The organism is Gordonia sp. N1V (assembly GCF_029269935.1).
In the GTDB taxonomy this organism is placed as follows: Bacteria; Actinomycetota; Actinomycetes; order Mycobacteriales; family Mycobacteriaceae; genus Gordonia; species Gordonia polyisoprenivorans.
Genome location: NZ_JARJDD010000003.1, coordinates 58,223 through 79,716 on the forward strand (window position 1 = coordinate 58,223; position 21,494 = coordinate 79,716).

The 21,494-nt window shown below is 63.7% G+C and carries 20 protein-coding genes, 1 tRNA gene and 1 pseudogene; 11 read left to right on the forward strand and 11 right to left on the reverse strand.

Annotated elements, in window-relative coordinates; translation table 11 throughout:
• Positions 1 to 8 precede the first annotated feature (8 nt).
• Positions 9 to 779, forward strand: coding sequence for a MerR family transcriptional regulator (locus tag P3L18_RS04920; protein ID WP_079931157.1), 771 nt, complete (start codon positions 9 to 11; stop codon positions 777 to 779).
• A 33-nt stretch (positions 780 to 812) separates the two neighbouring features.
• On the opposite strand, the gene P3L18_RS04925 is transcribed toward P3L18_RS04920, so the two are convergent.
• The 3 genes from P3L18_RS04925 to dcd all read right to left on the reverse strand — a co-directional run bounded on the left by P3L18_RS04925 (position 813) and on the right by dcd (position 4,465).
• The gene (locus P3L18_RS04925) at positions 813 to 2,087 is read right to left on the reverse strand and encodes a hypothetical protein (protein ID WP_276113462.1); all 1,275 of its coding nucleotides are present in this window, start codon (positions 2,085 to 2,087) and stop codon (positions 813 to 815) included.
• A gap of 110 nt (positions 2,088 to 2,197) precedes the next feature.
• Entirely contained in the window at positions 2,198 to 3,634 is a 1,437-nt protein-coding gene (locus P3L18_RS04930; protein WP_276113463.1) for a UDP-glucose/GDP-mannose dehydrogenase family protein, read from the reverse strand.
• A 255-nt stretch (positions 3,635 to 3,889) separates the two neighbouring features.
• On the reverse strand, positions 3,890 to 4,465 hold the full coding sequence (gene dcd / locus P3L18_RS04935; RefSeq protein ID WP_014361808.1) for a dCTP deaminase: 576 nt from the start codon (positions 4,463 to 4,465) through the stop codon (positions 3,890 to 3,892).
• A 47-nt stretch (positions 4,466 to 4,512) separates the two neighbouring features.
• Between dcd and P3L18_RS04940 the strand changes: the two are divergent.
• A pseudogene (locus tag P3L18_RS04940) lies at positions 4,513 to 4,885 on the forward strand (maleylpyruvate isomerase N-terminal domain-containing protein).
• Between the two features lie 82 nt (positions 4,886 to 4,967).
• Positions 4,968 to 5,038 (forward strand) — tRNA-Gly (locus P3L18_RS04945).
• A gap of 1,275 nt (positions 5,039 to 6,313) precedes the next feature.
• Here the strand turns inward: P3L18_RS04945 and P3L18_RS04950 are convergent.
• Positions 6,314 to 6,676, reverse strand: coding sequence for a hypothetical protein (locus tag P3L18_RS04950; protein ID WP_276113464.1), 363 nt, complete (start codon positions 6,674 to 6,676; stop codon positions 6,314 to 6,316).
• A gap of 343 nt (positions 6,677 to 7,019) precedes the next feature.
• On the opposite strand from P3L18_RS04950, the gene P3L18_RS04955 reads away from it, so the two are divergent.
• Both P3L18_RS04955 and P3L18_RS04960 read left to right on the forward strand, forming a co-directional pair.
• Positions 7,020 to 7,523, forward strand: a complete 504-nt coding sequence (locus tag P3L18_RS04955) for a MarR family winged helix-turn-helix transcriptional regulator (RefSeq protein WP_276113465.1) — start codon at positions 7,020 to 7,022, stop codon at positions 7,521 to 7,523.
• The gene (locus P3L18_RS04960) at positions 7,453 to 8,238 is read left to right on the forward strand and encodes a DsbA family oxidoreductase (protein WP_276113466.1); all 786 of its coding nucleotides are present in this window, start codon (positions 7,453 to 7,455) and stop codon (positions 8,236 to 8,238) included. Before P3L18_RS04955 ends, P3L18_RS04960 begins: the two co-directional genes overlap by 71 nt.
• 249 nt (positions 8,239 to 8,487) lie before the next feature.
• Here P3L18_RS04960 and P3L18_RS04965 read toward each other — a convergent pair whose 3' ends face one another.
• The 3 genes from P3L18_RS04965 to P3L18_RS04975 all read right to left on the reverse strand — a co-directional run bounded on the left by P3L18_RS04965 (position 8,488) and on the right by P3L18_RS04975 (position 11,001).
• Positions 8,488 to 8,952, reverse strand: a complete 465-nt coding sequence (locus P3L18_RS04965) for a nuclear transport factor 2 family protein (protein ID WP_276113467.1) — start codon at positions 8,950 to 8,952, stop codon at positions 8,488 to 8,490.
• Positions 8,953 to 9,066: 114 nt separating this feature from the next.
• Positions 9,067 to 10,005: an alpha/beta hydrolase gene (locus tag P3L18_RS04970; RefSeq protein ID WP_253194255.1), complete on the reverse strand. Its 939-nt coding sequence runs from the start codon at positions 10,003 to 10,005 to the stop codon at positions 9,067 to 9,069.
• A 93-nt stretch (positions 10,006 to 10,098) separates the two neighbouring features.
• The gene (locus P3L18_RS04975; protein ID WP_276113468.1) at positions 10,099 to 11,001 is read right to left on the reverse strand and encodes a VOC family protein; all 903 of its coding nucleotides are present in this window, start codon (positions 10,999 to 11,001) and stop codon (positions 10,099 to 10,101) included.
• A 196-nt stretch (positions 11,002 to 11,197) separates the two neighbouring features.
• On the opposite strand from P3L18_RS04975, the gene P3L18_RS04980 reads away from it, so the two are divergent.
• The 6 genes from P3L18_RS04980 (at position 11,198) to P3L18_RS05005 (ending at position 17,020) form a co-directional block, all read left to right on the forward strand.
• Positions 11,198 to 12,106: a fumarylacetoacetate hydrolase family protein gene (locus tag P3L18_RS04980; RefSeq protein WP_276113469.1), complete on the forward strand. Its 909-nt coding sequence runs from the start codon at positions 11,198 to 11,200 to the stop codon at positions 12,104 to 12,106.
• Positions 12,103 to 13,065, forward strand: a complete 963-nt coding sequence (locus P3L18_RS04985; RefSeq protein ID WP_276113470.1) for an acetaldehyde dehydrogenase (acetylating) — start codon at positions 12,103 to 12,105, stop codon at positions 13,063 to 13,065. The genes P3L18_RS04980 and P3L18_RS04985 overlap by 4 nt, the downstream gene beginning before the upstream one ends.
• Positions 13,062 to 14,087: a 4-hydroxy-2-oxovalerate aldolase gene (gene dmpG / locus P3L18_RS04990; protein WP_276113471.1), complete on the forward strand. Its 1,026-nt coding sequence runs from the start codon at positions 13,062 to 13,064 to the stop codon at positions 14,085 to 14,087. Before P3L18_RS04985 ends, dmpG begins: the two co-directional genes overlap by 4 nt.
• Positions 14,088 to 14,191: 104 nt before the next feature.
• A complete protein-coding gene (locus P3L18_RS04995; protein WP_276113662.1) occupies positions 14,192 to 15,580 on the forward strand; it encodes an MFS transporter in 1,389 nt (462 codons plus the stop codon).
• 34 nt (positions 15,581 to 15,614) lie between these two features.
• Positions 15,615 to 15,944, forward strand: a complete 330-nt coding sequence (locus tag P3L18_RS05000) for a non-heme iron oxygenase ferredoxin subunit (RefSeq protein ID WP_079932182.1) — start codon at positions 15,615 to 15,617, stop codon at positions 15,942 to 15,944.
• A 239-nt stretch (positions 15,945 to 16,183) separates the two neighbouring features.
• A complete protein-coding gene (locus P3L18_RS05005; protein ID WP_276113472.1) occupies positions 16,184 to 17,020 on the forward strand; it encodes an IclR family transcriptional regulator in 837 nt (278 codons plus the stop codon).
• 86 nt (positions 17,021 to 17,106) lie between these two features.
• On the opposite strand, the gene P3L18_RS05010 is transcribed toward P3L18_RS05005, so the two are convergent.
• The 4 genes from P3L18_RS05010 to P3L18_RS05025 all read right to left on the reverse strand — a co-directional run bounded on the left by P3L18_RS05010 (position 17,107) and on the right by P3L18_RS05025 (position 21,352).
• Complete coding sequence (locus P3L18_RS05010; protein ID WP_276113473.1) at positions 17,107 to 18,126, reverse strand: aldo/keto reductase; 1,020 nt, start codon at positions 18,124 to 18,126, stop codon at positions 17,107 to 17,109.
• A gap of 48 nt (positions 18,127 to 18,174) precedes the next feature.
• Positions 18,175 to 19,359, reverse strand: coding sequence for an FAD-dependent oxidoreductase (locus P3L18_RS05015; protein WP_276113474.1), 1,185 nt, complete (start codon positions 19,357 to 19,359; stop codon positions 18,175 to 18,177).
• 78 nt (positions 19,360 to 19,437) lie between these two features.
• Entirely contained in the window at positions 19,438 to 19,998 is a 561-nt protein-coding gene (locus P3L18_RS05020; protein ID WP_216354298.1) for a 3-phenylpropionate/cinnamic acid dioxygenase subunit beta, read from the reverse strand.
• A gap of 10 nt (positions 19,999 to 20,008) precedes the next feature.
• Positions 20,009 to 21,352, reverse strand: coding sequence for an aromatic ring-hydroxylating dioxygenase subunit alpha (locus P3L18_RS05025; protein ID WP_079932186.1), 1,344 nt, complete (start codon positions 21,350 to 21,352; stop codon positions 20,009 to 20,011).
• Between the last annotated feature and the right edge of the window lie 142 nt (positions 21,353 to 21,494).

Below are 21,494 nucleotides of genomic sequence, written 5' to 3' on the forward strand. Positions count from 1 at the left end.
GTGCAATCGTGACCGAATACCGGATTGACGACCTGGCGCGCGCGGCCGGGACGACCACCCGGAATGTGCGCGGGTATCAGGACCGTGGCCTGCTACCGCGACCGCTCCGACGCGGACGCATCGCCATCTACACCGATGCCCACCTCAAGCGCCTGAAGGTGATCAACGACCTGCTCAAGCGTGGTTTCACGATCCGCCACATCGGCGAGTTCCTCACCGGGGTGCAGCGCGGCGACGACCTCGCCGACGTCCTCGGGTTGCGCGAGGTGGTCTCCGAGCGGTGGTCGACGACACAATCGGCGACGGTGAGCGCCGACGAACTCGCCGAGATGCTGCACACCACCGACCCCGACAACATCGCGCGGCTCACCGAGTTCGGCCTCATCCGGCCCGACTCCGACGATCCCGACCCACAGGGCTATGTGATCCTCGATCCCGAGACCGTCGCCGGCTACGGCCGTCTCGTCGCGCTCGGTCTCACCCTGAGTCACATCCTCGACGTCCACGCCGAACTCGACCGCGCGATGGATGCCGCCGCGAACACCCTCATCTCGGCGGGCCGCCGTCAGGTGACGCTGGGGCATGCCGACGGGTGGATTCCGCAGACTGCCGAGGAGTCCGAGAAGACCACCCGGCTCCTCACCGAACTCCGACGCTCCGGCCAGGTTTCGGCGCACAACGCACTCGACCGCGCACTCGACCGGGACATGGCACGCCAGCTCGCCGACTACCTGGACGCCGCACGCGAATCCGGTCAGGACCCCGAGCTCGCCGACTGACCTGTAGGGCGCAAAATCGGGCGCTCGCGTGCCTCACGGGATGACGATGGGCGGGCGACCGGGGATCGGGATGGTCAGTCGGGGCGCGGGTCGCGGCTGAGCCCGGCGCGGAGGGTTGTTCGGGGTGCGCGAGTTGGTCTGAACCGGCGGCGGAGGCGGCGGCGTCGTGTAGACGACCGCGGGCTGGCGGGCTTGCACCAAATCGGACGGGTCGGCGAACTGCGGTGGCGAGATCGGCGTCGACGACGTCGCGGCGGCCTGCTCGGTGGTCGTCGAGACCGCGGCCGCGGGCGGTGCCGGTGCGGGTGAGCTGCCTGCGGACGACACGGCCATCGCGGCCCCGAAGACGAGTAGCACCCCGGCCACCGCACCGCCGAGCAGCCAGCGCGGCCGCGAATACCATCGGCGATCTGCCGCGTGGAGCTCCGAACCGACAAGCGCGTCGTGGTCGTCGAAGAGGGAGTCCTCGAGACGTGGATCGTCGCGGTGGGGATGATCGCCGCCGTGTAGGACCGGAAGCTTGTCGGTCACCGTGAGGATCTCCTCGGTGACGGCGTCGGCGACCTCGGGCGTGGACTGCTCGGCCGCAAGCGACTCCGCGGCCGGCGCTGCGGGGATCGGTGCTGCGGGGATCGGTGCGGGCTCCACGACGCTGACGACGTCACCACTGACCGGGCCGGGAGTCGGGAAATCGCCGGACGGCGTCGGCGTCACGCCATGGGTCGGCGTGTGCAGGCTCGCCTCGTCGTCGACGACGATGACCGGCTTGCGGCGGGCGTCGGCGAGCATCGCGGGCAGTCCGGGCCACTGCGTGTGGGTGGTGGTGAGCACGACGGGCGCCTCGGCGGCCCCGGCCTGAGCGAGCACGTCGTCGAGGTGCGCCGCAAGGTCGGCGACCAACGCGGCGGTGGCCACCTCGACGTCGCGTCGCGTCACGCGAAACAGTCGGACCTGCCGCTCGCCCATGATGAACGCGCCGCCCGACGCCGCGAGCCGGGTGCGGGCCCGGCCGGCCAGTTTGCGGAGTTCGTCGCGCCACTCGTCATCGGTGGGGCGGTTGACCCGGCCGACCGCAACAAGGTGCTCGGCGAGTGCGCGGTCGAGCTCGCGCGGCGTGATGTCGTGCAGCGGGGGTGCGGCCAGAAGTACCTGGTCATCGACGGTGTCGGCGACCACGATCACCGCTCCGGTGACGTCGAGGTCCACGACCGCGGCGACATGCGCGCCGAGGGTGGAGACCCGCTGCCGGACCGGCTCGGTGAGAGCCGCGTCGATCACGCGGGTTGCGGTGTGTGACTGTTCGATCATCGTGGGTGACATTCCTGCGGTCGTCGGGGGCGCTGCACTCGTCGACCGATTACCCCGGTCGAACCGGGATGAATCCCGGTCGCCCGGACGCCCCCTGCGCCCATCGATTGTCAACTTAGCATGTGACCGCGTCGTGACCGGACCGATGCGAGGGCGGTCATACGGTCGGCGGGACCGGCGACCTCCGCCGATGCGGTCACCGGCGATGGTCGGCGGACCTCGCCGCCGAGGGCTCGATACTCCCAACCGGCCGCCCGCCACTGTGCCGCCGCGAGGCATCGGCGGCCGTCGACGATGACGCGGTGCGCGACGACGCCGTCGAACTCATCGGGGCTCATGTGGACGAATTCGGCCCATTCGGTGGCCAGTACGAGGACGTCGGCGTCGGCGGCCGCGGCGCGTGCGGTGTCGGCGAAGTGGAGCATCGGGTACATGCGGCGCGCGTTGTCGGAGGCCTTCGGGTCGAAGACCGTCACCGACGCACCCCGCAACGCAAGCTGACCGGCCACCGAGAGGGCAGGCGAATCACGGACGTCATCGCTCTCGGGTTTGAACGCCGCGCCGAGGATCGCGATGTTGGCACCGATGAGATCACCGGGGCAGGCGTCCTCGATCAGATCGACCATCGCTGTACGCCTGCGCATGTTGATCGCGTCGACCTCGTGCAGGAAGCGCAAGGTGCGCCCGGCACCGAGCTCCTCGGCGCGAGCCATGAACGCGCGGATGTCCTTGGGGAGGCAGCCACCGCCGAAACCCAAGCCGGCGTTGAGGAATCGTCGACCGATTCGGTTGTCGTAGCCGATGGCGTCGGCCAAGGCCGAGACGTCGGCACCGACGACCTCACACAATTCGCTGACCGCATTGATGAACGAGATCTTGGTCGCCAGAAAGGCATTCGCGGAGGTCTTCACCAATTCCGCAGTGGCCCAATCGGTGGTGACCATCGGGACTCCGGTGTCGAGGATCTCGCGGTACACCTCTCCGATCACCGCGACGGCGGCACTCGACGACCGATCGTGCGTCGGGTCGGTTCCGACGACAATGCGATCGGGACGCAGGGTGTCCTCGACGGCGAATCCCTCGCGCAGGAACTCCGGACTCCAGACCAGTTCGACGTCGGCGAGGTCGCCGGTGATCGCCGCGATCGATTCGGCGAGCTCGGCCGAGGTTCCGACCGGGACAGTCGATTTCCCGACGATCAGATGCTCCCCCCGCACGAGCCCGGCGAGCGCTTCCACAGCCGAGAAGACATACGACGTATCGGCACCGTACCCGCGCGCCCGTTGCGGGGTGCCCACACCGACGAAGTGCACGTCGCCGTGGTCGGCGGCCGCTTGCATCGAGGTCGAGAACTCGAGGCGGCCGGCGGCGATGTTGCGGCGCAAGATGTCGGAGAGTCCGGGCTCGAAGAACGGCACCTCACCGGCACGGAGGCGGGCGACCTTCTCGGCGTCGACGTCGACCCCGAGGACGTCATGCCCGAGTTCGGCCATGCAGGCCGCGTGCGTCGCGCCGAGGTAACCACATCCGATCACGGTGAGCTTCATAGGAGTAGACCTACGCGCAGCGTCGGGCGCACAACCCACCATGGCGTGGCGACGCAGCGACGCGTCGGTGAACTCCCGCCCTCGGATCAGTGGTCCGGCCGCTGGTCGAGGTCTCCCTTCCCGTGGCCGACGTCTCTCTTCCCCGAAGGCAGATGTCCCTCTCCCCCGGATGGTCGAGGTTGGTCGAGGTGAGAGGAGCGCCAGCGACGAACCTCGAGACCACCGTCACCGACGCCGGAACCCGCCCGCGACCCCTCAGTCCGCGTCGCGCACGAAGTTCAGATACGCCTTTGACGGCGTCGGCCCCCGTTGCCCCTGGTACTTCGAGCCGACCGCGGCACTTCCGTACGGGTTCAACGCGGCACTGGTCAGCCGCAGCAGACAGAGCTGCCCGATCTTCATTCCCGGCCACAGCGTGATCGGCAGGTTCGCCACGTTCGACAGTTCGAGGGTGATGTGACCGGAGAAGCCCGGGTCGATGAACCCCGCGGTCGAATGCGTCAGCAGCCCGAGACGTCCCAGTGATGACTTGCCCTCGAGTCGGCCGGCGAGGTCGTCGGGCAGGGTGCACACTTCCAGCGTCGACCCGAGCACGAACTCGCCCGGATGTAGCACGAACGGCTCTCCCGGAGCCGGTTCGACCAACGTCGTCAGCTCGTCCTGGCGCTGGGCAGGGTCGATGTGGGTGTAGCGGGTGTTGTTGAACACCCGGAACAGTCCGTCGAGGCGCACATCAATGCTCGACGGCTGGACGAGAGCAGCGTCGAACGGGTCCAGCGCGAGGCGCCCGCTGTCGATGGCGGCATGGATGTCCCGGTCGGAGAGCAGCACACTGCGAGGCTATCGGACCAGCGTGCGCAGACGTAGCGTCACTACCCATGGACGACGAGCAGCTCTTCGCCGAGGTCGCCGACGAGCGCCGCGTCTGGCTGACCAACTGAGCGGTCTCACCAACGAAAGGTGGGCCACACCTTCGTTGTGCGCGGGCTGGACCTGTCGGGACGTCGTGGCGCATCTGGGGATGCCGTTGGTGGTGTGCGCGACAAGGCCGACAAGCGCTTCACCCCGACCGGCAACGGACCGCTTGCACCCTTGAGCGACATCGTGATTCACGGTGCCGGCATCCGCCGACCACTCGTCGGCTACGGGCCTGAAGCTCGGGGTCCCGCCAAGTCGTTGATGCTGGTCATGACGGACCGTGGCATCGCCATGGCCAATCTCACCGGCGACGGGGTTGCGACGCTGACCTGAACGTGTCGCATGTCGCGACCTGCTGTGACGCGCTCGACAGATCCTTTGCTAGCATTGCCGTCGCGGGTCCTCGGGTCCGCACGCCGATGTAGTTCAATGGCAGAACATCAGCTTCCCAAGCTGAATACGCGGGTTCGATTCCCGTCATCGGCTCCGCAGGTCAGAGGGCATTTTCACCTCTGCCTTTTTCGTGGGATAGGCGCTGCAACCTTGTAGCGCCATTGGGTTCGGTGTGAACCAAAACGACCCCGACCAGCGCGGACACGCTGAACCTGGGTCTCGGACACACGGAGAACACCCGCATGAGCCGTACCAGAATGGTACTCAGCGCCGTCGCTTTCCTTGCGGCCCTCTACTTCATCCCTCTCGGCATCCTCGCCGCCTGCATCAACCTCGGGTGACACGCATGAGCACCTGGCACCGGCTACCTCGCCGCCCTCGACGTCCTCGAAGAAACACCCGGCCCGATCCTCGGCACCTTCATCACCCGGCTACTCGCCGTCGAGCCCGACCCCGACGATGACCCAGCCTACGACGCCGGCTTCCGCTCCGCCCTCGTCAGTGCTCGCCGCCGAAACGGCGCACCCGGAATCGCACAGACCGCAAGCGGACGCCACCGTTACGCCCGCGCCGACATCACGTTCGCCCGCAGTCTCGGAATCGAAGCACGCGCTGTGTGTGGCGAATGGGCGTACCCCGGACGGACCTCGGGTGTGCTTGCGCCGTCGTGTGAGGCGTGCGGTCGCCCGTAACCCTGCCGTCAGCCCCGGACGGTTCAGCCGTAGCCGCGTCATAGCGGCACCGGGGCGCTCAGTGCGCGTAACCGACTCCCAACCACGCGCCCGTCGTTATCGGCCAGCTCGACGCAAACCAGCGGCCAGCACGTAGCTCAGTCCCACACCGTGCTTGTGGGCCACCCGAGGATCGCGACCGACGGTGCCATGACTTCACCTACCGACGCTCTCGGTGGGCTACTCGTCGTGGCCGTGATGCGATAACGGGCTATGGACTCGTGGGTCGACGGTGTGAGGGATTTTCGACACCGGCACCCGTAGGGTTCCGTTTGCTCGGGTAGGCACCCAAGCCACGCAAGACTTCAGCTCTCGTATCGGGCGGTACCCCGCGCAAGGCGACTGCAATGCAGAGCACGCGCGCAACGTAAGGGATTGCCGCACATTCGATTAGGGTCCATTTGGATCGTCAGACACGTCCTTCACGCCTCGCCAAACGTTGACGATTGACATGAGTGTTACGAGCCCGGAAGGCACGATCAAATGCGCCTGTGGACTGAGCTGTGTGAAACCCTGTGGATGGAGCCTGTGCAAAACTGTGCGTGCGACGCCGGGATAGCGACAGTATCCCGGACCCGCACGCGTTCCGGGGTGGCGGCTCCACCCCGGAACGCAGCAAAGCGCCCCACCGGCTCACTCAGAGCCATTGGGGCGCTTCACTATCCAGATCAGGCCGCAGCGGTGGCAATCTGAACCACACCGCCGGGACGCAACACCGAAACACACCGAACCGGCCCTCGGTGCGGACCCGGATCAGGTTGGCGCCGAAGTCGTCACCCTGAGTGCCCCAGTCGACCTTCACGCCCAGGGCGTCGGCGTCAACCCGTACGGCCGAACCGTCGAGCAGCACACCCTTCTTAGCGGGCAGCGCGTTCGACACCACCGGCACGCCATGCAACCGCTGCGCGGCGCGATCGACCGCGACGTTGCCGAGGTCGAAGGTGCCCGAGCCGTTGGCGCGCTGCAAGCTGATCGCCTCCCACGCGTCCGGCCGCAGCACGAAGACACCCGGAACGAACCCAGAGGCTTCCAGGCTCGTGACCGCTGTCCGATGACACCGTAGTTGGGAGTGGTGACAGCTACATGAGAGGCGCTGGCCTGCGGTTTCGGCACCCAGGATAGAGCGGTTCGATGCCAGCCGAAGCGGGGCTCCGGGCATTATGTGGTGATGAATTGTCTTCAGTGACAGCCGATGTGGGAGTTCGTGGTGGATTCTTGCAGGTCGGCGAGTTCCAAGTCCCAGGTTGGTGTCACAGGGTCTCATCTAGCTAAAGCGCTGACCAGGCCTTCCGCACGACTCCAGCAGAAGCGTGACACATCAACAAAGTGCTAACCTTGATGCTGTGGACGACGATGCGCAGCATTGGCTGAATAAGCGCGAAGCCCGTGCGTGGCAGGGGTTTCACCAGATGTGGGCGCAGCTCAACGGGCATCTGGCCCGCGAGCTCGCCCACGACAGCGCCATGACCGAATCGGAGTACGCAGTACTGGCCACGCTGTCCGAAGCTCCAGGTGGCCGACTTCGCGCTCGCGACCTGGGCCGCGAATTGGGCTGGGAACGCAGTCGACTATCCCATCAGATACGCCGCATGGAGGCTCGCGGCTCGGTCACCCGAGCCGCCTGCGATGACGACGGCCGAGGATTCGACATCACCATCACCCCGGTCGGAACCACCACCATCACCGCCGCCGCGCCCAAACATCTGGCGGCCGTCCGCACCAACTTCATCGACCTTCTGACCGATGACCAACTCGACACCCTTGCCGAGATCGGCGATGTCGTCGCCGAACACCTCCGGTCCACATACGCGGATCCAGCAAGCGCCAAGCACTCTGACGACTGTTGACCGAGAAAGCACGAAAGGCTCCAGCACCATGTCACAACCAAACACCCCCACCACGCCGACCGAGCCGTTCATCGTCGAAGTATGGAGCGACGTCGGATGCCCCTTCTGCTATATGGGCAAAAACCGTCTCGCCAAAGCGATTTCACAGCGACCCGACGCCGATCGCTTCGAGGTTCGCTTCCGCTCGTTCGAGCTCAACCCGGCGGCCGCAACCCAGCCCGAGCCGATGCCTGTGGCATTTGCCCGTGCCCATCCCGGAGTCACCACCGAACAGTTCATGCAGATGGAAGGACAGGCTAAACAGATGGCCGCCGCCGACGGTCTTCCGTATTCGCTCGATCGACTGAGCGGCAACACATTTGGAATCCACCGGGTCGCCCACTACGCCGCCGAGAAGGGTGTCGGCGCAGAGTTCTACTCGACAGTCCAAGACCGCTTCTTCGAGGGCACCCTGAATCCGTTTGATGCCGACGACCTCATCTCGGTGGCAACAGAACTCGGGCTTGATTCCGATGAGGTGCGCGACGTCGTGACCAGCGAGCGCTACTCCGACGAGGTGACTGCCGACATCGACCAAGCACGCGAGTACGGCGTCCGAGGCGTACCTTTCGCGGTCTTCGGCAATCAGCTCGCGGCTCAGGGAGCCCAATCCGTCGAGGGCTACGCCGCCGCACTGGCACAAGCGTTCCCGGTTAGTGAGGCGGCGACCCGATGACTGCCGAAACACCACATCCCATCCTTCGACTGGTCGGGGGGCCTGCCGCGATCTGCGATGCGGAGACCGGCATTTGCGAGATCCCCAACGCCGGCGTCCCAGCATCCACCGAGACGCCGATTCCCCGGGAGCAGGCAACGCAGATCCAGCCACAGCCGAATCCCTGAATGCGCCCAAGCACCACAACACCACAGCGGTTGCCGAATCTCTGAAGGATTCGGAAACCGCTGTGGCGACTACTCTTTGTTTCTAGCTACCTTGAGGTGACGCCACCTGCTTGCCGTTGACAAAGAACTGGCCGGCAAACTGCGTTGCCGGGTCGTAGTAGAGGTAGCTGAAGTGACGCTTGGCGAACTTCCAGCCTGTCGCGGTACGCACATACTCGTCGTCGTAGACACCGTGCAACGTCTGCCCCGTCCCGTCGTGCCGATAGCCCAGTTCGGTGATGTACGTACGTCCGGTAGCACTGTCACTGTCGACTTCGACGAGAACCTGGTGGACCTGCTGAATGAACGTAGCCCACATCGCTTCAGCCCCTGCCGCAAACCCTGCGGCGAGCTCCGCACCCGAGCCGGTCATCGTGATATCCAGCGGCGGGGCGATGACCCACACACCGGAGTCCGACCAGACATCGGCGAAGGCGTCGACATCGACCCTGGTCACCGCGTCGGCGAACCGCGCCGACAGCGCAATGAGTTCCTCTTGATCAGACATGGGCAACCTCCTCGTTATCACGACCGGAGTCCCGATCGCATCCCATAACCAGTTAAACTGAGGGCCAACCTCAAGTTATTCCCGGGTTCAACCCGTTGATGGGCGCTGTTTCGGCTAGCCGACCTCGACAAGTTCCGGCAACGGGTCTCGACGATCCGATACGCCCGCGCGCCGCGCTGTCTCCGCAGTGACCTTTCCATCACGGAAGAACTCCAGCCACAACTGATTCACGAGTTCCGGCTGATCCGTCTGGCCCTGGTGCCCGGTCTTCTCCGGGTAGAAGAACTGCACATTCGTGAGAGCATCCTCCTGCGGGTATCCGAACACATCGTGCGGAACGAGGATGTCTTCTTTCCCGTACAGATAGATCCCCGGTATGGACAACTTGTCCAAGCGACCCTTGGTGGACAGACGGGCTGAAATATCGGGGTCCTCACCACCGAAGGCATACAGGGTGCGGCGCTCGTAGTAGTCCTGATGACGAAGCGCAGCGGCGGTGCGCATGTCGACGAGATCATCGGTCACCGCGGATGCATCGAGGATGATGGCCGACATCATTGCACGCATCGACTCCCGGGTTCCGTCGAAGGACATGATGCTGGGGCGCTCCCGACTCTCCCGACCCGGGCGCAAGTCCGGAGACGGCACGAGATCACCCACGCCGCCGGCAATGAGCGCGAAGCTCAGCACCCGCTCGGGGTGCGCGACGGTGTAGTTCACCGAATTCAAGCAACCCATCGAATTGCCCGAGATATGGAACTTGTCCAGACACAGCGCGGTCACGAAGTCATGCAGGAAGTCGACATGTGCGGCATTTCCATGCTCTGCCGGGTAGGCGTCCTCGTAGTCCGATGTCAGACCGAACCCCGGCATATCCGGACAATAGACCCGAAAGCCATTGGCCCCCAAGAACGGGGCCATGAATCGAAACCCGGCCAACGCCGATGACCCGATGATGCCCCCGTGCAGCAGGATCACCGCGGGCCCCGTTTCCCCGGACGTCATGTAGTGCGCGTTCGCACCGCTCGCCAGTCGGACGTTCCGACTCAGCATCCCGGGGATAGTGATAGTTCCTTCGTTATTCAAAGTCATCGTGAAACTTTCTATGGTGGTGTTGTCGGTGCAGAGTGAAGCGGGCCGGACGAGTCAGTCCTCGGCGCCCAAACCGTCCATGACCTCGGCTCCCGGCGGCGGCCGATGACCCCATACGCTTGCGGCGTCGAAGTGGCCGGTGGTGTGATCGCCACCGACGAGCATTCCGCCGTAACCGTATTCGACCTTCACGCCGGAAGGGCTCTCGCAGTAAAACGAGAGCATGTGGTCATTGGTATGCCGACCCAGCGTGAGACTCAACGGCACATCGTTGTCGACTACTCGATCCAATGCCCTTCCGACGGCGTCGATCTCGTCCACTTCCAGCATGAGGTGCTGCAACGCGGGCTCCACGCCCGGTAGCGCCACGAAGGCGACGGTGTGATGCCGCGGGTTGGGCGAGGTGAACGAGCAATCCGGCCCCATCATCAACATGTCGCTGACGCGGAAACCCAGAGTGTTCACATAGAATTCGCGAGTCTTCTCGTGATCGTCGACAAACAGCACGATGTGACCGAGGCCCTGGGTTCCGGTGACGAAATGTGCGCCGCGCGGCGAGACGAACGGCTCGCGATCGCTCTTGGCGCCATAGAAGAACTCGATGGGATGCCCGGACGGATCCAACGCGGTGAAGACGTCGAGAACACCGCGGCGCGCCGCCAGCTCGGGCACCTCGGTGATCTGGGTTCCACTGTTGGCCAGTCGCTTTCGTAGACTGTCAAGAGCTTCGCGAGTGGATACTTCGAGGCCGATTCCGACGACGCCTCCGTTGCTCCCTGGCTCAACCGCGATCCGCCAACTCCGCTCATCCACCCGCAGGTAGAGCGCATCGTCGTCGGTTCCATCGGGTGATCCCGTAACCTGCAGTCCGAGAATGGATTCAGCGAATTCTCGCCAGGCTGGTAGGTCCTCTGCCGTGATGACGAGGTACCCGAGTGATGTGACTTCCGGGGTCATGTCAGCACCTTCCGGTTCGATTACTTGGTGGTTCGCTCGACGCTATGGATACATGCATCAGGTCACAATCGTCACGTTCCGCATGCCGGACCGAAAGTCTGTCGATTACTCGCGGCGTCATCATTCGGTTGCGCCGGACCGCATAGCGGAACAACACACTTCCCTGGTCACTACCGGTTCGCCCAAGGTGGCGCCTATGAGCAACAGCATCGCCGACCCCACGGTCACCCACCACGCAGAACCGGATGCGGTCCGATCAGCGGCACGACGGCTGGTTCGGGCGGCCCGATCCGGCACACCCTGCGATCCGGTGCGAGACCTCATCGGAAGCACCGATGTCGCAGTCGCCTACTCGGTGGCCGAACTCGTCAGCCGCGAGCGGGTCTCAGCGGGCGCACGCATCGTCGGACGCAAGATCGGTCTCACGTCGGCAGCGGTACAGGCCCAACTCGGTGTCGACCAGCCCGACTTCGGGTTTTTGCACTCCGACATGGAGTTCCTCGGCGGCGACGAAATCCCGGCGGATGCGGTCCTGCAGCCACGAGTGGAAGCGGAGATCGCCTTTGTGTTGGCCGCCGATCTGGTCGGCCCCTCTATTACCGAGGACCAAGTCCGCGACGCCATCGCGTACGCGGTACCCGCGCTCGAAATCTGCGGCAGCCGTATCCGCGACTGGGATATCTCCCTCGCCGACACCGTCGCCGACAACGCGTCGGCCGGCGCATTCGTTCTTGGACCACGCCACATCGCCATCGACCACGTCGAGCCGCGAGATGTGGAAATGGTGATGACCGTCGATCGCGAAGTCGTGTCGACCGGGTCGGGCAGCGCATGCCTGGGTGACCCGATCCGCGCCGTGACGTGGCTAGCCAATCAGGCACAGCGTTTCGGTCAACCATTGCGCGCCCGCCAGGTGATCCTGTCCGGCGCCCTTGGCCCCATGGTTCCGGTGCGTCCCGGCGCCTCGGTCCGCGCCGACCTCACCGGACTTGGCGCTGTCACAGTGCAATTCGCAGCGGTCGACAACCCCGAAGCGCCCGACTCCGACGGCGCGGACGAGCCCACCGCACTCCCATCAGCCACGCGCAAGCCGGAGGACAAGTGAACACCACCACGAAAGTCGCGATCATCGGATCGGGAAACATCGGCACCGACTTACTCATCAAGATCCTTCGGACCAGCGACACCCTTGAAGTTGCCGCGCTGGTGGGAATCGACCCGGCGTCCGATGGGCTCGCCCGCGCCCGCCGCCTGGGCATCGCTGCTGTCGACAGCGGCGTCGACGGACTCGTCTCCTTGCCCGACTTCGACGATATCGAGATCGTCTTCGACGCCACCTCCGCCAAAGCCCACGAGTTCAACGCTGCACGCCTGGAGCCCTTCGGCAAACGCTTGGTCGACCTCACTCCTGCCGCTATCGGCCCCTACGTGGTGCCGGCTGTCAACCTGGATCAGCACATAGGGGCGACCAACGTCAACATGGTGACCTGCGGCGGACAGGCCACCATCCCCATCGTCGCGGCGATCAGCGCCAAAGCACCAGTGCCCTACGCCGAGATCGTGGCATCGATTGCGTCCGCGTCGGCGGGCCCGGGCACCCGGGCCAATATCGATGAGTTCACTGAAACAACCTCGGCGGCCATCGTCGCGGTCGGCGGTGCCGCGCGCGGCAAAGCCATCATCATCCTCAATCCCGCCGACCCTCCACTCATCATGCGTGACACAGTTTTTGCCCTCATCGAAGCGCCAGATGTCGCCACCCGCGAAAGTATCCGGGAATCAATTGCGACCATGGTTGCTGCCGTGTCGGCCTACGTGCCCGGTTACCGACTGAAACAAGAGGTTCAGATAGCGGAGGTTCCCGCCGACCAGACCGTGGAAACGCTCCTACCGCTCGGTGCAACCCGTCCGACACATCAGGTTTCGGTGTTTCTCGAGGTGGAGGGCGCCGCCCACTACCTACCCGCATACGCCGGCAATCTCGACATCATGACCTCCGCCGCCCTTCGGACCGGCGAACGCATTGCAGCACTGCTGACTTCCCCACTGACAGGCGGACGATGAGTACACCGATCTACATTCAAGACGTCACACTCCGCGACGGTATGCACGCCGTCCGTCACCAACTGTCGACCGCACACGTCGCGGAGATTGTCACCGCACTCGACTCGGCCGGCGTCGACGCCATCGAAGTCGCACACGGAGATGGGTTGTCGGGCGGCTCACTGAACTACGGTCCCGGCTCGCACTCGGATTGGGCATGGATTGAAGCGGCCGCATCGGTCATCTCCAGGGCGCGCTTGACCACGCTCCTGCTCCCCGGCGTCGGCACCGTCGAAGACCTCCGGCTTGCACACGAACTCGGTGTCACATCGGTACGGATTGCCACCCACTGCACCGAAGCCGATATCTCGGCACAACACATCGACGCGGCCCGCGACCTCGGCATGGACGTGTCCGGTTTTCTGATGCTGTCGCACATGGCATCTCCCGAGCAGCTCGCCAACCAGGCGCGGCTAATGGAATCGTATGGGGCCCAATGTGTCTATGTGACCGACTCCGGCGGCCGGTTGACCATGTCAGATGTGGTCGCCCGGGTACGCGCCTATCGTGACGTACTCGACGACGACACTCAGATCGGCATTCACGCGCATGAGAACCTCTCACTGTCAGTTGCCAATTCAGTGGTCGCGGTGGAGAACGGCGTCTATCGGGTCGATGCCTCGCTCGCCGGGCAGGGTGCCGGCGCGGGGAACTGCCCGATCGAGGCCTTCGTGGCGGTCGCCAACCTTTCCGACTTCGAGCACCGTTGCGACCTCTTTGCACTCCAGGATGCCGCCGACGACATCGTTCGCCCGCTGCAGGATCGGCCGGTTCGCGTTGACCGGGAGACCCTTTCGCTCGGCTACGCGGGCGTGTATTCAAGCTTCCTGCGCCACGCCGAGATAGCGGCGCGCCGATTCGGCCTCGATACGCGCGACATCTTGCTCGAATGCGGGCGCCGCCGTCTGGTCGGCGGACAGGAAGACATGATTGTCGACATCGCGCTGGAACTCACCGCAGATCTTGCGGCATCCATACGATGACAAGTCGACAAGCCCGACCACAGGACCTGCCATCCGAGTCCGAGACCGACTCGCTCCCAGATAAATTCGCATGGGGAATTCTGCTCACGGTATCCGCGGTTCAAATGGTGGTCATCGTGGAGAACACCATCACCAATGTGGCGCTACCGTCGATCCAGCGTGATCTCGGATACGCGCAGAGTCTGTCATCGTGGGTGGTCACCGCATACGCCCTGACCTTCGGGACACTTCTGCTTGTGGGCGGACGAATCGCCCAAACCATTGGATATCGCCGGGCAGCGCTGATCGGTCTAGTCGGCTTCTGCCTGGCATCCGGACTTGGCGGTGCCGCACAGGGATTCGGTATGTTGGTCGCCGCCCGCACGCTGCAGGGCGTCTTTGCCGCCCTCCTCGCACCCACCGTGCTGGCTGCACTGTCGTCGAACTTTCCCACCGGAACCCAACGCGCCCGCGCGTTCGGCATCCTGGCGGCCGTCACCGGGATCGGAGTGGTTGCCGGCTCGGTCCTTGGTGGAGTCCTGACCGAGTACCTGTCGTGGCGGTGGACTTTGTATGCCACCTGTCTGCTATCGGCAGTGACCATTGTCGGAGTCCTCTTCTGGTTGCGATCAGCACCGACCGGTCGACGGCATCCCATCGATGCCTTCGGCGTGACCCTCTCTGCTGTAGCGCTTTTCACTACGGTGTACGGATTCACGGAAGCATCGCGGTCGGGGTGGACATCCCCCATCGTGATCGGCACTCTCGCGATCTCGGCATGCAGCTATGTCGCGTTCCTCATAGTGGAGTCGCGTGTCCAATCGCCATTGCTTGCCTTACGAGTGTTGGGCAATCGGGTGCGCTCGGCCGCGTACCTCAATCGACTGACCACGTCGATCTCGACGTTTGGCCTCATGTTCATGATGACCTACCTGCTGCAGGACGTCATGAACTACTCCGCGGTGGCAACGGGATTCGCGATGGCGCCCATGGTGGTCGGTATCATCGTAGGCTCCAACGCCGGATCATTGATCCTGCTGCGCACCATCGGAGCGCGCGGGGCGGCGACGGTCGGCATGCTGATCGCCGGCGGCGCACTGATCGCTTTGACCCGCATCAGCCCATACACCCAGTACGCTCCAGATATCCTTGTGCCACTGCTGATTTTCGGGTTCGGTCAAGGTATCGCCACCACAGTCGCGATGAATGTGGCGACCATGGGTCTGGACACCGACGACATCGGGGCCGGCTCCGCGCTGGTCAACGTGATGCAGCAGGTGGGTGGCGCGGTCGGCCCGGCCCTGCTGGCCACGATCGCCGCCACGTCGATCAGTTTCGAGGACGATCCGTCGATTGCCGCGCAGATCGACGGCTATTCAGCAGGTTTCGTGGCTTCAGCGGCAATCATCATGATCGGCGCGGTGCTGGTCTGGTTGCTCGGCACGTCAAGTACACCCATTGGTGACGCGGTGGACCGCGAACCCCCCACCCCTCACATCGAGCTCGAACCGTGAGCTTCTTGACCAAACGACGAAATGGAGTGCCCTCATGACCTGGCTGCTTGCCTGCGGAGTAGACGAGTTGGACGACGGCGACGCACGCCGCATCCACACTCTGCCCCCGATTGCGCTCTATCGCGTCGGTGACGAGTTCTACGCTACCGATGACACCTGTTCCCACGCCGAGTCATCGCTCTCAGAGGATGGCTACCTCACTGGCGACCAGGTGGAATGCGGTTTTCACTTCGCCAAGTTCTGTGTCCGCGACGGGCGAAACCTGTCACTTCCCGCAACCACACCTCTTGCGACGTTCGACGTGAAAATCGGCGACGATGGCGTCTACATCGACATCGGCGACCGGCCGTACCGCGACGGGTGACAAACGGATGACGGGTAGCAGGCGGATATTGTTGACGCGTCAACGTGTCCTGAGTAACATTGTGTCATGTGTAGCAGTTCGCATCACAGTCGCCATCCCAATCTAAGCAGCCGCCGCATGCGCGCCATCCGCCAGGACCCCCGCACCGAAACCCACAAACCGGGGCACAGCGAATGACGGCGGCTACCCACCACCCTCGCGACCCTCACACTGCCAATCCGGATGTCCTGTCGTCCGCTATGGCGGCCGTGCAGTCCGTCATACCCGCGGACGAGACGCACGATCACGGACTCCACCCCGATAACTCACTCAATTCAGTCCAGAAGGCATTGGCCCTACTCAATGCACTCGCATCGGTCGGTTCCAAAGCCGGGCTGACCGACCTGGCGCGGCGGGTCGGCATCCCCAAGTCCACCGCCTACCGACTGCTGTCCGTGCTGACCGACGCCGGGATCGTCGAACGCCGCGGAACCGACTACCTTCTTGGGCTTCGGCTCTTCGAATTGGGCGCAGCGACCAGCCGACCGGCGTCGCTCAACCTTCGCGAACGCGCCCTGCCCTTCTTGGAAGACCTATACGAACAGACCCACCAGACGGTCAACCTCGGCATCCTCGAGGGTGACGAAGTCTTGTACATCGAGAAGATTTTCGGTCACCGCTCACCACCGACGCCGTCGCACGTCGGCGGCCGCCTCCCGGCATCGTGCGTCGCCCTGGGAAGGGCCATGCTCGCCTTCAGCGAGCCTGGCATCGTTCGCCGCCTCGCGTCCAAGCCGCTGCCCGCGATGACCTCCAGGAGCACAATTCAACCTGGCCTACTGCTCAATGAGTTGAAAGCAGCCCGAACCGCCGGAGTGGCCTTCGACCGAGAAGGCGCCGGACTGGGACTCACCTGCGTCGCCGCACCAATCTTTGACGTCGACAAACACGTCGTCGCCGCAGTGTCGGTGTCGTCGTCGTCATTCCATTTCGATGAGAAGGCGCACGCCCGGGCGGTGGCTCGGGCCGCCCACCTGATCTCCACAACCGTGATGCCGTGGCTGGAGCCGCAGCGCACCCAACCCGACCACGACTAGATCAACATAGAATCGACCCCGCCGCAACATCATTGGCGGCGAGGTCGATCAGAATAGCGTCGATGAGGATCGGAACAGCCAGACTGTCACCAAGGATCGATGTCCACACGCCCCACTGAATCGAGTTCTGCGAACTGCTCAGCGTCGAGCGTCACTCCGAACGCCTCGACCGCAGAATCGAGCTCGTCGACCGACTCGGGACCGATGATGGCAGTCGCAACGCCAGGGCGACTCCACAGCCACTGCATCGCCAAATGCGCAGGTGCCACCCCCCAACGTCGGGCCAGGCCCGACAATTCGCCCGCGACGCGCCGCTGAGTATCGGTGAACGCGAACGGCACCCCAAACCGTTTCATCCCCGCGTGCGAACGGTCCAGGACCTCGGCACCCGCCAACGCACCGCCGGCAAGCGGACTGAAGCAGGTCAAGGAGACCCCCAATTCGCTTGCGGCCGGGACTACTTCAACTTCGGGTCCGCGGCTGATCATGTTGTAGTGAATTTGGTTCAGTATCGGCCGAGGCAGACTGTGGGAATCTGCCACCATCACCGCCTGCGTCATCTGCCAACCAAGGTGATCCGACAGCCCGACGTATCGAATTTTTCCCTGCTGCACAAGGGAATCCAAGGTGTCCAGCGTCTCCAGAATTGGAGTATCCGGATCCGGATGATGGAGGTGGTAGATGTCGATGTGGTCGGTGCCGAGCCGAGTCAGCGAACGATCGACCTCACGCATGATATGAAATCGGCTCAAACCGCCACCGGTATTCACCTGCCCGGGAATCGTCAGTCCGCCGTCGTTGACGCCGTCACCGACAGGTTCGCCCACCTTGGTACACACCAGCACGTCATCGCGCCGGCCACGCAGCGCCTCGCCCAATACTTCCTCGGCGTAGCGCCGTTCCGATGCCGGCGGAAGTCCAGGACGATCAAACGCCGGCCGGTTACCGTACGTATTGGCACAATCGAAAACATTGATACCGTGGTCGATCGCCGCGTGCACAAGCTTTTCCGCATCCGGCCCAGACGGGGCAAGTCCGAGTAGCGCTGTGCCCAATGCGATGCGCGACGCCCGCACTCCGCTCCGCCCCAATAGCTGGTACTGCATTCTGACTCCCATCGATCTAAGAAACTGTGTGACATAGGGATTGGCGATCTACGGGTAGGCGGCCACCGCATCGATCCACGGCGCCGCCCCAACCACCAGACGCCGCAACTTTCCGAACATCTTCGGTTGGTCCACCACGACCGCACCGGTGACCACGCCGTCGACGCCGGTGAGCGCCGCCACTCCCGACGAGCGGTCACTGAGCAGGTGCACGTCATGCTGCGGACCGGGTCTACCGATCACCTGGATCCGATGACCGAACTGGTCCGACCACACATACGGCACGGAATTCGGTACCGATTCCGCCCCGACAATATTCGCAGCGATGACGGCCGCTTCCTCACCCGCCGCAGTCCAATGCTCAGTCCGAATCGGGGCACCCTGACCCGGCACCATCCACCGTGCGACGTCGCCGGCGGCGTACACCCCTCCCGCCCCGATGACCCGACCACGGTCATCGCACAGCACACCGTCGGCGATGTCGATACCCGAGCCCTGTAGCCACTCAGTGTTGGGCAAGGACCCGACGCCGACGACAAAAATGTCACCGGCGATCGACCGGCCGTCGGCAAGTTCGACGGCATGCGCGACGCCGTGATCGGCCACGAAACTCGCCACCGTCACTCCACAAAGCAAGTCACTGCCCGCCTCGCCGTGAAACGAACCAAGTAGGCCACCTATCCGGGGGCCTAGTACACGCGCCATCGGCGTCGACATCGCCTCTATGACAGTGACTTCCAATCCCAGATCGCAGCCCACCGAGGCGACCTCCGATCCGATGAAACCCGAGCCGATCACCACCAGCCTGCGGGCGCGACTCATGGCGTCGCGGATGGCGAGCGCATCGTCCAAGGAACGCAGCACATAGACATTCGAGAGATCCTCGGTGCCCGCAAGATTGCGCGCACGAGCACCGGTGGCTATCACGACACTGTCAGCAGATAGATTGGATCCGTCCCGCATAGTGACCGTTCGTCCGGCCACCGACAGGTCGACGGCTTCGACACCCGTCCGCAGGTCGACATCGAGATCGACGAGTTCCTCAGGGGTGGCCAGCGCGAGTTCTGGCGTCTCCACCTTGCCGAGCAGCACAGCTTTCGACAGTGGGGGTCGGTCATACGGGAGGTGAATCTCGTCGCCGATCATGGTGATCTGCGCGTCTGAGCCCAAAGCTCGAAGTGACTGGACGGTGCGGAATCCGGCGAGACTCGCACCAACTATCAAGACTCTCATAGTGGTATCTCCAGATATGGGCCGCCGGTCGTGCCAACGAGAGTGTCGCGGCACGACCGGCGGTGTGGCGGTGTCTGCTCAGAAGAAGACGCTGAGGTTCTTCGACAGCAGCGTCGCCTGGTCCAGAAGGATGGAGCGGCGCACAAGCCGCCACTGCTGTTTGCCCACTCGCCGAATGATGTCGTCCCGGCGACCGACCCACATATCCCATTCGCTCTCGCCCCGAGTGCGATAGGTCAGGAAGTACGACGTGACCTCGAATTCATCTACGACCTCACTCGGCCTGGCTTCGATATTGGTGACGATGTGCCGAGCACGACTGGGCGGATCCTCGGCCCAGGCCATTCCGGTCCGCAGTCGCACGACTCGCTGCCACATACTCTGCTTGTCGTCTTCGAAGTTGGCGGCTTCGCCGTAAGCGGACGTCTCCTTGTCGATTTCGCGTAACAGCTTGTTGTACCGAACGGGCATCCAGTAGCGCAGGTCGTCAGCGAGCAGCACGAACCATTCCTCGAACCTCCGCTCATCGAGCAGTCGAGCTTCCAGATAGAGGAACTGGCTGATCTCGTAGTGCGTGGCGGCGTCGACTCCCAGTTCTACACTCGGCGCCTCCGGCAGTGCGGCATCCTGTAGTGTCACATCAATCTCCTCACTGCTGCCCGGCGGCGAGTGGCGTTGGAGCACAGTCGCCTTCGGGAATCGGCCACTGGTCGGATTCCATCATTTCCACCCAGCGCCTATAGAAGGCGCGTTGCGGCTCTTCTCCGACGAGTACGTTACCGATTGTGCCCGGATAGTCCTCGCTTGGTCCGTGGTGCCCGATCCCCATCTGGTAGTTGAGCTTGAGGCTGTTGATGACCGTACCGCCGTGCCCAAGGTTCTCGCCGATCTGGCTCCAGTTCTCGCCATCGTCCTGCTCGTAGAGGCCAGCCGCACTGAAGGTGAGCTGCGATTGAATCCGCTGTGCTTCTTTGACTTCCGGCGGGGCAGCCTTGTCGACAAGGGTGAGTGCCCATACCTCGAAGGCATTCGGTCCGCGCGGATGCCAGACGCGAAGGCTGTTCTGTGGCATCAGGTAGGACAGGTTCGGGAAGATGTTGTTGTGTGAGGTGTGGTATCCGAACGGCGCGCCCAAACGCTCGATTTGCTCGGCATGGGTTGATCGGTAGTAGTTGGTCAATACTTCCGACGCGAAGAACACCGGGAACAGCTGACCGCGGGGATCGAAAGAGAATCCGGTCCCATGCCCCCACTGGTCAGAATACTGATATCCCACCACATTGCCGAATGGATTACCGGCACCCTCATCAGCTGACGGAGGATTGACTTCAAACATTGCTGCGGCAGCCGATGCATGACTCATTTGGCCGTGATAGGCATCGCCCGCGAACTGTTCAGCGGCCAGTTTCCAGTTGCCAATGAAGGACCATTTGTGAATACCCGGAAGAACCTCGACCCCGCCCTCTCGACGATCGATCATCACGTCGAGGAACTTGGTCGAGTCACCCAGGTACTCCTGCAGCGATGGGGCTGTCGGATCCCAGTTGCCGAAGTACAAACCTTTGTAGTGATCCAGCTGCGTAACCGGTACCAGCCCGTTCTTGGAGGTATCGAGCTCGTTGAAGTAGCCGTCTTCCAGCCCCGGAACGTTCACGAGCGACCCGTCCATTCCGTACGCCCAGCCGTGGTAAGTGCAGGTGAACGCTTTCGCATTACCGGAGTCGGCCCGGCACACTTTCATTCCGCGATGGCGACACGCATTCAGATAGGCACCGACGGTTCCATCGCGCTTGCGCACAACCAGAATCGGGTCGCCACCCATCCATGTGGTGAAGAAGTCCCCGGGCTTGGGAATCTGTGTTTCATGGGCCAGGAACAACCACGACCTGGCAAAGATCTTCTCCTGCTCCTGTCTGTAAATCGCTGGATCAGAGAAGATGGCGGCATTCACCAATCCTTCATCCATGTCCACGTGGTGAGCGACATCTGCCATACCGGCGCCTCCTTGGCATCTCAGGCTGCTGTTCGCAGAGATCGGGTCTATCCATTCCCGATGTGACATGGACCATAGGTTTGCCCCGCGCACGTGAACAACGGACCTGTGCCACATGCCGGACCGACCACATCGAATCGAC